Consider the following 12,574-nt stretch of genomic DNA (forward strand, 5'->3'; position numbering starts at 1 on the left):
TTACAACTCAACTTGGAAAGTATGTTCAATGCTTGGAAAACTCTGATCGAGTACAGCATCATGATATGCTTTTAAGGCATCAACAATGGCATGTTCGCCTGCTTGTTCCACCATAAAGTTACGGACAAATTTGGCAACTTTGCCAAAGGTTAGTCCTAACATATCTTGCACTACAAGGACTTGACCATCTGTGTCTTTTCCTGCCCCAATCCCAATCACAGGAATATGCGGGAACATTTCAGCAACTTCTTGACCCAACTGTGCAGGAACACATTCAAGTAGCAATATTGCAGCACCTGCATCGACCAAAGCTTGGCAATCTTCAATCAACTGATCGGCAGCATCACGAGTTCTGGCTTGTAATTTATAGCCACCAAAGACATGTACAGATTGAGGTGTTAGACCCAAATGCATACACACAGGAATACCATTGCGGGTTAAATTTTTAACGGTGTCCGCAAGCCAAGCACCGCCTTCAATTTTAACCATTTGCGCACCTGCCTGCATCACGGTACGGGCATTTTGCAAAGCATCATTTAAGGTTGCGTAACTCATAAATGGCAAATCAGTCATAATAAACGCATGCTGATTGGCACGGCGTACTGCCGCTGTATGATATGCCATATCCGCAACTGTCACAGGTAAAGTTGAATCATGACCTTGAATGGTCATCCCCAAAGAGTCACCAATCAAAATGCTATCGATTTGAGCGACTTCCATCGCTTTTGCCATACTTGCATCATAGCAAGTCAGACAAGAAAATCGTTTTCCCTGTGCTTTTCGTTGTCGTAAATCATGGAGACTAATCATCAGCGTCCTCTTGTTCATCCTGACGTTGATTCTGCAAAGCCACATTCACCCAATCCTTGCCAAGCATCGGGGTTAGTCCTGATGAATGAACAAGTTCGAGTTGTTTGAGTGGCTGAGAATCAACTGTTAACTCTACATCTAAGTCTAATAGTGGGATCACCACAAAATCACGCAATAACACCCCTACATGCGGTACAGTGAGGCGTTCATGTTGAATTTTTTCTTGACCATATAACAGCAAGTCCAAATCTAGAGTCCGTTCACCCCAACGGCGTAAACGGACTCGACCTGCTTCTTGTTCAAACTGTTGTAATTGATCAAGCAATGCTAAAGGCGCTAAATCAGTGTTTAATTCAGCAACGGCATTTAAATAATCGGGTTGGTCTTGTGGACCCATCGGGGGCGTACTGTAGAGCTGAGATACTCGTACCTCGCCCAATCTTGCAAGCTTAGTCACAGCTTCTCGCAGAATGTGCAGCGAATCACCCAAGTTACTCCCTAAGCCAATATAACTTTTGACTGTCATTGTGTTGGCCCGAAAATCACTTGGCTTAAATCCCGCTGTACACGTTTACGTTTTAAAATCGGGTGATTGGCATCAATACTGTCACCACTCTGTGCACTGAATGCAACAGCAGGCGAAGTCACAGGTGCAGACGATTTTTGACGTGAACGACGACTACGAGTTGGCGCTTCTGTGACCAGTGGCGCAATGCTACTTGAGTCTACTTCTGGCTCTTCAATGCGGACTTTACTTTGACTACGGCGAGTTTTGGCGCGTTGACGATTATATTGCGCGATCGCCGCTTCTTTTTCGTCAGTGGTCATGTCCTGATAAGCTTCCCACCACTGCCCCATGCCTTGCGTATTTTCATCACCAGACTTTTCACGCAACAGCAAGAAGTCAAAGCCCGCACGGAAACGTGCATGCCCTGCCAATACTTCAATTTGCTGAGGTTTAGGGTTCAACAAACGGGTTTGCATTTCCCAGACTTCACGAATAAAAGTCTCAGCAAAACGCGGAATAATCGTCCGTGTTGACTGACGTTTCAGCACATCCAAGCCTGCTTGAGCACGTGCTTCAGCTGCCACCACACCTTTTGCAGCATAAAAATCTGTACGTTCTAAAAAGTTATTCCACAACAACACTGCATAGAAAAATGCAGGGTTGATGGTTTTACCAATTTGAATACGTTGATCGGTATTTCGGGCAGCTAGCGCAATAAATTTGCTGACTTCTGGACGAACTTCAGCAAACAATTGTTTCCACACACCAAAATCAATCAGTAACGACAATACATGTTGCAAATGCCCCATGGTAAAGAGTTTCTGAGACTCATCATAAAGGCGATGCGGAGAGATATCGCGTAACAGCTGTGTCATTTCAGGCGTAAACACGTCTAAAATTTCGGGTGCAATACTGAAATTCAGCTTAGCAGCAAAGCGCAATGTCCGCAGCATGCGCACAGGGTCTTCTTCAAAACGGGTTTTTGGATCACCAAGTAAACGCAAGGTTCTGCTTTTTACATCATCAATTGCATTGCAAAAATCTAAAATCACCCCTTGGCGTGGTTGATAGTACATCGCATTAATTGAGAAATCGCGGCGGACAAAGTCCTGCTCAATCGTTCCCCAATTGTTGTCACGTAAAATCATGCCCTGTGCACTAGTCACTGCTTTTTTCGGAGGTGCACGGAAAGTGGCAACTTCAATCAGATCACGTCCAATATACACATGAGCCAATTCAAAACGACGCCCAATAATGCGGCAACGACGCCCAAACACTTCTTTAACCTGCGCTGGTGTAGCGTTAGTTACCGCATCGAAATCTTTTGGCTGTAGTCCGAGCATAAGATCTCGAACCCCACCACCAACGATATATGCCTGATAACCTGCTTTGGTGAGAGCATCAATAACTTCTACAATGGAAGAAGGTAATTGTTTGATGGATAAACCATATTTTGACGCGCGTAAGGTATGCAAAAGACGCTTTCTCCTACGTCTGGAGTTAATATTTTCAATCGTTGCTAATCATAGTGCATCAACCTACAAAGGGCAATTTGATTCTGCATCGTTGCCGTAATCTATTTCACGCCAGATATGTCTATTTTTCAAACCCTACAAAGCTAAATTTGACCGATTTTTCTCTAACAGTTTATCGCCAATTCCTTTGACATTTTTTAATTCATCAATGCTTTTGAATTTTCCATTTTTCTCACGATACTCAACAATCGCCTGTGCCTTCTTTTCTCCAATGCCATTGAGTTTATCTTGCAATTCTGTAGCACTGGCTTGGTTTAAGCTGACTTTATTGGTTTTTGATGTCGAGCTTGAACTCTGTGCCTGATTTTGAAAAACAGCATGTTGTTTATTTTTCCACTGCATATAGCGTTGGTCATAATCCTGTGCATTATTTGCCCACACAGGTGTCGCAATAACCAGTCCAATCAATAGTTTGCTGAGTTTTTTTATCATGTTTAAACCTATAATTGTTGTTTTGCTTGCTCCCAAAGTTGATCCATTTCGGTCAGGTTCATATCATCAACTGAGCGACCTTGTTGCCGAGCCTGATCTTCAATAAAAGCAAACCGTGTTCTAAATTTATGAATTGTGGAAAGTAAAGCCTCTTCTCCTGAGAGCTCTAGTTTACGACCAACATTAATTAAAGAGAATAAACAATCACCAAATTCGGCCTGTATTTCATCGGGATTTTGTTGTTGTATTGCCTGTTCTAGTTCAGCAATTTCTTCATGAACCTTTGCCATGGCATCTTGAACATTGGCAAAATCAAAACCGATCTTGGCAGCCTGTTTTTGAATTTGTTCAGCTTGCATAATCGCTGGCCCATGCTTGATCTGATCTAAATAAGATTTGGGCTGTCCCTGTTTTTCTTGTTGCTTAATCTGTTGCCAAAGTTCCGATACCTGCTCAGGGCTTAAGTTGGCATACTGCTCAGCCTGAAACACATGTGGATGACGGCGAATCAATTTTTCGGTAATCGCCTGCACCACATCATCAAAATTAAATGCTTGCTGCTCAGCATACATTTGCGACTGAAACACCACTTGTAAAAGCAAATCTCCAAGCTCATTGCGAATTTCAGCAAGATTCCCCTGACGGATTGCATCTTCAACCTCATAGACTTCTTCAATTGCATAGCGGGTTAAGCTTTGAGGGGTTTGCGCCTTATCCCACGGACATTGTTCACGCAGTTGTTGCATCACTTCTAGAAGTTGTTGAATAGGCATGATTTTTCCAAAAATAAAAAATTTAGCAAGAAAAAAGCCAACATCGAAGTTGGCTTTTTTAGACAAGATTAATTTTAGCTACCTTGTACCAAACGACGGGCGCTAATAATGCCGGGTTGCTGCTCCAAACGGGCAAGCAAGCGTGAAAGTTGAGCTAAACCTTTGACTTCAATCAATAATTTCATATTTGCAATACCATCGGCTTCTGAAATGGTATTCACTTGGCGAATATTGATTTGATCTGCAAAAATCACTTGAGTGAGGTCACGCAACAAACCACGACGGTCATAAGCTTCAACAACAATTTGCACGCTTTGACCACGAGTAGGTTGCAACTCCCAATCTGCATCGACAGCACGTTCAGGTTCTTGAGTAATCATACGCACGTAATCTGGACATTTCACCTTATGAATACTCACGCCACGATTCAGCGTGATATAGCCACCAATTGGTTCACCATGTACAGGCTGACAGCACTGGGCAATATGCAGTTCGACATTGTCTAGACCATCAATCAGAATTCCATGTGCCGATAAGGTATGACTCGCACGGGGATTCAGCGCAGGTTTTAAAACCAGTTCAGGCTCATCCTGATCCAGTTTCATGTGACGATTGACCTGATTCATCAAGGCATGCAAGCTAATATCACCACTCACCAGACCAATCAGAATGTCATCACCCGACTTGACATTAAAATGACCACAATAGTCATTTAAATCAATACTTTTTGGATGAATTGCCAGACGTTGCAGCTCTTTGGTGAGTAACTCACGCCCAACTTCCAAGTTTTTACTGCGATCTTGCTGTCTAAACCAGTGACGCAACTTATCACGTGCACGGGCAGTTTTAATATAACCTAGAGAACTTACCAACCAGTCACGGTTTGGCTCACGGTCTTTCTTGGTTAAAATCTCAACCTGTTCACCTGTTTTTAAGGCATAAGTTAAAGGGACATAACGCTGATTAACCCGTGAGGCATAACAGTGGTTGCCCACTTGGGTATGTACATGGTAAGCAAAGTCTAAAACCGTAGAACCCCGTGGTAACTCTTTAATGTCGCCATCTCGGCTAAAGACATAGATTTTTTCAAAGTCATCAAAGTCTTGTAACTTGTCAAAATCATCTTCATCTTTAGGATGCGCACTGGTTTCGTTACGTTCCTGATAATGCTCAAGTACCGCACGTAACGAATGCAACCGATGATTGAACGAAAAGTCGGTATTTTTCGACCCTTCTTTATAGTTAAAATGCGAACAAACCCCTAACTCAGCTTCGTTGTGCATTTCATGGGTACGAATTTGCACTTCGAGTGATTTATTTTCTGCAATCACTGCGGTATGCAAAGAGCGATAACCATTGGCTTTCGGATTGGTAATATAGTCATCGAACTGATGCGGAATATGCCGCCAAATCTGATGAACAATCCCGAGTACGTGATAACACTCAGGCACATCTTTCACCAATACCCGTAAGGCACGAATATCATATAACTGGTCAAAGCTCAGGTTCTTGCTCTTCATTTTACGATAGATCGAATAAATATGTTTGACCCGACCCGTAATTTCCGCATCAATCCCGTCATTCGCCAATTCAGTCTTGAGCTGATTGATGACCGACTGAATATACTGCTCACGCTCCAAGCGCTTTTCATTGAGTAATGTCGCAATTTCTTTATAACGATCTGGCGCTAAAAAGCGAAATGCCAAATCTTCCAGTTCCCACTTGAGCTGGGCAATGCCTAAACGATGCGCCAGCGGTGAGTAAATGGTTAAAATCTCACGGGCAACGCGCTCCTGACGCTCTTTTGGAGATTTCGCCAGTTCACGCAGCTCGTATGTACGTTCTGCAAGTTTAATCAGTACAACACGAACATCTTCGGTGACCGAAATCAGCATTTTATAAATGCCTGTCAGATGCTCGCGCTGGTTATTATTAAAGTGGTCTTCTAAGCGTTTGTTCTTTTCAATCAGCTCAGATAACTTACCCATCGACAACGTGCCCTTGACCAGACTGAGGACACCTTCACCATAACGCTGCTGTACTTCGTCCAGTGTGGTGATACCTTCACGCACACTTCGATAGAGCAACGCGGCAATGAGTGTATTTTCATCGACATGCAAATGCGCCAAAATGTTTGCCATACCAATACCAGTGGCAAAGGTATTACTGCGGTGATTAACCGTAGTTTCTAATTCTTTTTGTAGCGTTAGCTTTGCGACCTCTTCCAATGTGGTCAATTTCGCCCCATCCAAATGGTGACGTACGCGCTCAAGCCAATCTGCTAAATCGTTTTGCGCTTGTAGGGCATGTTCGACAGTCGTTTCTTCTGACAACTGAGTGAGTCGTTCAGGTAACTGCTCACGTACTGTGACCATACCTATCTCCTATTATCGTGTCATTCATTTTCGTCGTTCATCAATTCTATTTTCTCAAACAAGGTAATCGACTCGACATGACCTGTATGAGTAAACATATCCATGACGCCTGCTTTTTTCAGCTGGTATCCCTGTTGGACAAGAATAGCAGCATCGCGGGCAAGCGTGGCAGGATTACAAGAGACATAAACAATGCGTTTCGCATTAAAGTTAGAAATATAATGCATAACTTGCTCTGCCCCCGAACGCGGAGGATCAATCAATAATGCATCAAATCCCTGTTTTGCCCAAGTTTGTTGTGAAAAATCTTTTGTTAAATCATGTGAATAAAAACTTAATTGCATAAGCCCATTATGCAATGCGTTTTCTGTACCACGCTGAACCATGTCATCACTGCCTTCCACAGCGACCACGTGTCCACTCTGACCGACACAACGCGCCAGTGGTAAAGAAAAGTTTCCTAGACCACAAAATAAATCCAGCACGCGCTCACCTTGCTGCAACTCAAGCAATTCACATGCCAATTCTACCATTTGTGCGTTTACCGTGGCATTTACTTGTGTAAAATCTGACGGGGCAAACGCAAAATCGACATCAAAAGCCTCTAAACGATAGTGCAAACGCATTGGCTGTGCTGCATCGACCCGATGGATACTGTCCGTTCCTTCGGGTTGCAGATACAACTGCCAATGATTTTTTTGCGCAAAATCTAAAAGTTTTTGAACATCTGGTTGAATTAAAGCTTTGGTATGACGAAGTAACAAAGCAACTTCATCATCTCCCATTGCCAATTCTATATGACCAATATCTGCTTTGCCTTTTAGACTTTGGAGTAATTTTTTCAATTCAGGTAAAGATTGGTCGAGTTTTTGATCAAGCACAGGACAGTGCTGAATATCAATTAAGCGATTGCTTTGACGCTCTCGAAATCCCATCACCAATTGCTGTTTTTTTGGAATATAACGCACCCCGATCCGCGCACGGCGACGATAGTCACTGCGCTGTGAACGAATTGGTTCAAGCCAAACTTCGGGTTCAATCCCCGCAAAGTGTTGTAAATGTGAGGCTAAGACTTGTTGCTTGAAACGAATCTGCTCATCGGGATGCATGTGCTGCAAATTACAGCCACCACAGTGCTGAAAATGCGGACACATTGGCTGAATACGATGTTCAGACGGTTCTGATAGCAACTCAAGCGTATCGGCTTCTTCTAAGCGTTTCACTTGATGGGTGATTTTTGCCTTGACCTGTTCATTCGGCAAAGCAAACTGAATAAAGACCTTCTTGCCATGCTTGTGTGAGGGATGTCCTCGTTGCACATCATAATGGGCAATCCCTCGTCCCTCGTGCGATAACGATTCCACATAAAAAGTGTAAACTTCCGAAGAAGCGCTGCGAGTTTGGGCGTGCTGTTTCAAAAACAAAAACCTAATCTTGAACTGGGAAAAAATGAGAACTAAATGGCGTGTATTGAGCAGTTTTCTGCCACTGTGCCAAAAAGTCTTGCTGCTGAGGTTGGGTCGTCAAATACTGAATGGTATTATCAATCAACTGGCGGTGATCTTCTGCCAAAAGCTGCCCTTTGAGCAGCATCCAGCGCAAGTAAATCAACCATGTATTTAATACATCGCCTTCGCAATACTGGGTCAATTCAGCCCATGCCTGCTGACGAATCTGTTCAGGAACCAAATAACCCGCACCTTGACGTTTACCTGGAAAACCAAGCAACTGGGCAATATCATCGAGTTTCTGGAAATTACGTCCATTAAACATCGCCATCACATCCATCAGATCGACATGTTGATGATGGTAACGGTTTTGATAGTTGTTAAAGCGCTTTTGACTGTCGATTTCGCCCTGATCAAACAAGGCAGGCGCAGACAGACCGTGATACATGGCACGGAATAAAATCACAGGTAAATCAAACTGCGAACCATTCCAACTCACCAAAACAGGATGGCGCTTTTCAAAAATCGAGAGAAACTTTTGCAACATGGTCGCTTCAGAATCATGCTCACGGCTAAATGAAAACAGTTTCAAGCCTTTTTCATCCATCCACAAACCTGAAATACATACGATTTCATGCAATGGAATCCGCTGAAAATCCGTGCCATGTTCCTGACGACGCAATTTATTTAAAGCCTGTTGCAAGTCATCTTGTGACAAATCCTGCAACTGATACAAATGCGCTCCCGCATTTAAATCGGTAATGGTTTCAATATCGAATACTAAAACGGGTAAGCGCATGCAATCTCTCTATTCTTGATCTTCTACGGAAAATAAGCCTGTAGACAGGTAACGGTCGCCACGGTCACAGATAATACAGACAATCACCGCATCAGGTTGTTCTTCGGCAATCTTCAACGATGCCCATACTGCGCCACCCGATGAAGTTCCTGCACTAATGCCTTCAACACGCGCCAATTTACGCATGGTTTTTTCCGCTTCAATCTGTGGAATATCAATAATGCGGTCAATACGGGATTCATCAAAAATCGTTGGTAAGTATTCTTTCGGCCAGCGACGAATCCCTGCAATGCTCGAACCTTCTTCAGGTTGCAAACCGACAATTTGAATCTCAGGATTTTGTTCTTTTAAATATTTAGACACACCCATAATCGTGCCTGTCGTGCCCATTGCACTGACAAAATGCGTGATTTTTCCAGCAGTTTGTTGCCAGATTTCTGGGCCAGTGGTGAGGTAATGCGCTTCAGGATTATCAAGGTTTCCAAACTGGTTCAGTACAAGACCTTTCCCCTCTTGCTGCATCTTCATTGCCAAATCGCGTGCGCCTTCCATGCCTTGCTGCTGAGTCACTTCGATGAGTTCAGCACCATAAGCTGACATTGCATCTTTACGTTCTTGGCTCATGTTATTTGGCATGATCAGCTTCATTTTGTAGCCACGCATCGCAGCCACCATTGCCAAGGCAATCCCTGTGTTACCACTGGTCGCTTCAATCAGGGTATCGCCTGGCTTGATTTGACCACGTTTTTCAGCCTGCATAATCATATTGTACGCAGGACGATCTTTAACCGAACCCGCTGGGTTATTACCTTCCAATTTCGCAAGTACCGTGGCGTTGGTCTGACAGGCTAAACGCTGTAAACGAACCAATGGGGTTTTGCCAACATAATGATCTAACAAGAATTCATCTGCGAAAAAGTCTGGATTGTAATTACTCATGATATGTACCTTGATCGAGGTGGGCATATTGTATGAAAAAATCCTGCTTACTGCACTCATTTCGCTATTTTTTCTGAAAATCATGAAAGCACAAACAGCCAAGTGAAAGCATGCTAATATGCGATGGTTGGGGAATAAATTGCATTGGTTATGGCAAAACTGAAAAAATCTTTATTACAACGGTTACAACTCAATCATGCTTATGGGCAGTTGGTTGCACTTATTTTTATTCCAATTGCCATTATTGCTGCGGTTGGCAGTATTCTCGTTATTCAAGAAACCTCTGCCTCTGCTCGTAGCCAGCAACGCCATGTTGCGATTGCAATTTTATCCCGCTATCAAAAAACAGCAGAACTCCTTGCCTATGCTGTTGAAAAAGAACCCAAGCTACAACCAAAGGTGCGCAACATCCTCATGCGGATGTTGAATGAGCCTTATTTGCAACGTGCAGCATTATTAAAAACCGATCACCAAGTACTGGTAAGTATCGGGTATCAGGCACAGCTTTCTTGGCCAAAGATTTCGAGTAATAGTGGTTTTATTGGTCCGATTCGGCTTCATCACAACAGCATTTATGCTACACGTGTTTCACCCGCAGGTCAGCAACCTGCTTGGCTGATTATTGAACTCGATAATAAGCCTTTAGAAATTGCCCATTATCGGGTGATTACCGTCCTGTTAATTACGGTATTTATCACATTATTATTGCTGATGATGTGTCTAAACTTCTATTCACGGCGCTGGATTGCACCGCTGTACGAAATGCGCATGCTGCTACAGCGTTTAAATGCCGACAATCTTGATCAGTTGGTTGCAGTCAACAGTAGTGGCGAGCTTCGTTCATTGCAAAAAGATCTTGCCAATATGCTCAAGCGTCTGCATTACAGTTTTTTAGAGCTGCGCGACCATACCGAACAAACCGAAGATGACTTGCGTCGTACTCTTGACACCCTTGAAGTGCAGAACATTACCTATCGTCAGGCACGTGACCAAGCAGTTTCAGCCAACCAGTCGAAATCGGTCTTTTTGGCCAATATCAGCCATGAACTGCGTACACCGCTGAACAGTATTGATGGTTTTATTCATTTAATGCTGCGTCAAAACAATCTGAGTAATGATCAGAATCTGTATTTACAAACTATTCGTAAATCTTCTGCGCATCTGCTCGCACTGATTAATGACGTCCTCGATTTTTCTAAAATTGATGCAGGCAAACTCGAACTCGAAACTGCACCTTTTGAGATTGAAGATGCCATGTTCGATGTGATGGACATGCTCTCGCCTTTGGCATCGCAAAAAAATATCAACATTGCGTTTTACTTTGCCAACGACTTACCTCGTGAAGTGATTGGTGATGTATTGCGTTTCAAACAGATTCTAACCAACCTGATTTCCAACGCGATTAAGTTCACCCCAGAAGGTGAGATTATTGTGCGCGCACGCATGGAGCATGATGACTTCGGTGAATGCACCATTCACTTTAGTGTGCAAGACAGCGGGATTGGCGTCAGTGGCAATGACCGTAAAAAACTGTTTGAATCCTTCTCACAAGGCGATGCCTCAGTGACCCGTCAATTTGGCGGTACAGGTTTAGGTCTCGCAATTTCCAAACAACTTGTGCATTTGATGCATGGTCAAATTGGTTTTGAAGATAACCAAGAACGAGCGCCAACTGAAAAAGGCTCGACTTTCTGGTTTACCGCGAAATTTAAAGTGGATGATGAGCAAGATTCGCCGACCATCGACTTTAGCCATGTGCATGTAGTGTCGTTTTTATCACACCCTGCAACTGCTAATATTTTCCGTCATTATTTGGAAAATTATCACGCCAACCATACCGAAGCGTTCTCATTGCTAGATTTGTTTAGTCGCTTGCACCACTTACCGACAGACGAATATACATGGGTGGTAGTCGATCATGGTGGCGACACGCATGCCCTACTCAAGGAAATTCGCACCCGTTATCAGGGGCATTTGGCGGTTTATGGCTACCAAATGTCGCTTGAGCCGAATATTTTAAGTGAATCTCGTGCAACCCCGCTCTATCAACCCCTCAGTCGTAGTGCCCTGATTCAACTATTGAGCAATCAAATCAATTTTGAAGAAGAAGATAAAGAATCCTTCGATGGTCAAGGCTTGCATGTCTTGGCAGTCGATGATCATTTACCAAACCTGATTGTGCTTGAAGCCCTACTCGGTGAACTCAATGTCACCACCACCAAAGCACTGAGCGGACAAGATGCACTCAACCTGATTCAGCAACGTTTAGACAAAAAGCAAAAGCCATTTGATCTAATCTTTATGGATATTCAAATGCCTGTGATGTCAGGGATCGATACCACGCGTGCGATTCGCTCTTTAGAATCCACACTTGAAAATGTACGCTTCCCGATTATTGCTTTGACCGCGCATGCACTTGCAGATGAAAAGCAAAAACTGCTTGCGGTGGGCATGGATGATTATGTTTCAAAACCGATTCAGATTGAACAGCTTATCCAGATTTTAACGCTGTACACTAAACAGCAATTTACTGAAAATACTAACAAGCCTGCACAAAATTCAGCGATTGAGAACCTTGATCCTGAAATATTAGACTGGCAACAAAGTTTGCAACTTGCAGCCAACAAAGAAGATTTGGCACTTGATCTGTTGCAAATGTTGGTGGATAGCTTTAAGACTGAGCTAAATGAAATGCAACAATTGATTGAGTTGGAAGATTTCCCTCAACTCGAACATGTGCTGCATCGACTCTATGGTGCGACGCGTTATGTAGGTGTGCCTAAACTTCAGAAAGTTTCGGGTGAATTTGAGCAATTTGTCTCTATCTTGCGTAAAGAGCGCCGCATTGCAGATGATGCTTTCATTCAAGATGTGCTTAAACACTTCGATGAACTCACCTTGGTGATTAGCCAAACTGAGCATGCCGCACAAAGCATTTTACATAAGTGACTGAGC

At 43.4% G+C, this 12,574-nt stretch carries 10 protein-coding genes; 1 reads left to right on the top strand and 9 read right to left on the bottom strand.

The window, feature by feature from the left end; genetic code table 11:
- From panB to cysM, 9 genes are all read right to left on the bottom strand, one after another.
- On the bottom strand, window positions 1-810 hold the full coding sequence (gene panB, locus GBN19_RS01720; RefSeq protein ID WP_151710752.1) for a 3-methyl-2-oxobutanoate hydroxymethyltransferase: 810 nt from the start codon (window positions 808-810) through the stop codon (window positions 1-3).
- Window positions 803-1,336: a 2-amino-4-hydroxy-6-hydroxymethyldihydropteridine diphosphokinase gene (folK, locus tag GBN19_RS01725; protein ID WP_151776928.1), complete on the bottom strand. Its 534-nt coding sequence runs from the start codon at window positions 1,334-1,336 to the stop codon at window positions 803-805. Before folK ends, panB begins: the two co-directional genes overlap by 8 nt.
- On the bottom strand, window positions 1,333-2,793 hold the full coding sequence (pcnB, locus tag GBN19_RS01730) for a polynucleotide adenylyltransferase PcnB (protein ID WP_151776929.1): 1,461 nt from the start codon (window positions 2,791-2,793) through the stop codon (window positions 1,333-1,335). Before pcnB ends, folK begins: the two co-directional genes overlap by 4 nt.
- A 135-nt stretch (window positions 2,794-2,928) precedes the next feature.
- Complete coding sequence (locus GBN19_RS01735; RefSeq protein ID WP_151776930.1) at window positions 2,929-3,285, bottom strand: ComEA family DNA-binding protein; 357 nt, start codon at window positions 3,283-3,285, stop codon at window positions 2,929-2,931.
- 8 nt (window positions 3,286-3,293) lie between these two features.
- Window positions 3,294-4,058 (bottom strand): nucleoside triphosphate pyrophosphohydrolase, encoded by a 765-nt coding sequence (gene mazG, locus GBN19_RS01740; protein WP_151776931.1) that lies wholly within the window; start codon window positions 4,056-4,058, stop codon window positions 3,294-3,296.
- 74 nt (window positions 4,059-4,132) lie between these two features.
- Window positions 4,133-6,433, bottom strand: a complete 2,301-nt coding sequence (locus GBN19_RS01745; protein ID WP_151776932.1) for a RelA/SpoT family protein — start codon at window positions 6,431-6,433, stop codon at window positions 4,133-4,135.
- A 20-nt stretch (window positions 6,434-6,453) separates the two neighbouring features.
- Entirely contained in the window at window positions 6,454-7,851 is a 1,398-nt protein-coding gene (gene rlmD, locus GBN19_RS01750; protein ID WP_151776933.1) for a 23S rRNA (uracil(1939)-C(5))-methyltransferase RlmD, read from the bottom strand.
- A 10-nt stretch (window positions 7,852-7,861) separates the two neighbouring features.
- The gene (locus GBN19_RS01755) at window positions 7,862-8,680 is read right to left on the bottom strand and encodes a 3'-5' exonuclease (protein ID WP_151709348.1); all 819 of its coding nucleotides are present in this window, start codon (window positions 8,678-8,680) and stop codon (window positions 7,862-7,864) included.
- Between the two features lie 9 nt (window positions 8,681-8,689).
- Window positions 8,690-9,619 carry a cysteine synthase CysM gene (cysM, locus tag GBN19_RS01760; RefSeq protein ID WP_151776934.1) on the bottom strand — a complete coding sequence of 310 codons (930 nt, stop codon included), beginning with the start codon at window positions 9,617-9,619 and terminating at the stop codon, window positions 8,690-8,692.
- Between the two features lie 150 nt (window positions 9,620-9,769).
- Here cysM and GBN19_RS01765 point away from each other — a divergent pair, with 150 nt between their 5' ends.
- The gene (locus GBN19_RS01765; RefSeq protein ID WP_151776935.1) at window positions 9,770-12,568 is read left to right on the top strand and encodes a GacS-like sensor histidine kinase; all 2,799 of its coding nucleotides are present in this window, start codon (window positions 9,770-9,772) and stop codon (window positions 12,566-12,568) included.
- Window positions 12,569-12,574: the final 6 nt, after the last annotated feature.

This window comes from Acinetobacter brisouii, from assembly GCF_008993995.1.
Taxonomy (GTDB): Bacteria; Pseudomonadota; Gammaproteobacteria; order Pseudomonadales; family Moraxellaceae; genus Acinetobacter; species Acinetobacter brisouii_A.

Bases quoted from the DNA above. Each gene is read 5' to 3' on its own strand.
- panB (WP_151710752.1), bottom strand. From the start codon at position 810: ATGATTAGTCTCCATGATTTACGACAACGAAAAGCACAGGGAAAACGA.
- folK (WP_151776928.1), bottom strand. From the start codon at position 1,336: ATGACAGTCAAAAGTTATATTGGCTTAGGGAGTAACTTGGGTGATTCG.
- GBN19_RS01755 (WP_151709348.1), bottom strand. From the start codon at position 8,680: ATGCGCTTACCCGTTTTAGTATTCGATATTGAAACCATTACCGATTTA.
- cysM (WP_151776934.1), bottom strand. From the start codon at position 9,619: ATGAGTAATTACAATCCAGACTTTTTCGCAGATGAATTCTTGTTAGAT.
- GBN19_RS01745 (WP_151776932.1), bottom strand. From the start codon at position 6,433: ATGGTCACAGTACGTGAGCAGTTACCTGAACGACTCACTCAGTTGTCA.
- GBN19_RS01765 (WP_151776935.1), top strand. From the start codon at position 9,770: ATGGCAAAACTGAAAAAATCTTTATTACAACGGTTACAACTCAATCAT.
- GBN19_RS01735 (WP_151776930.1), bottom strand. From the start codon at position 3,285: ATGATAAAAAAACTCAGCAAACTATTGATTGGACTGGTTATTGCGACA.
- mazG (WP_151776931.1), bottom strand. From the start codon at position 4,058: ATGCCTATTCAACAACTTCTAGAAGTGATGCAACAACTGCGTGAACAA.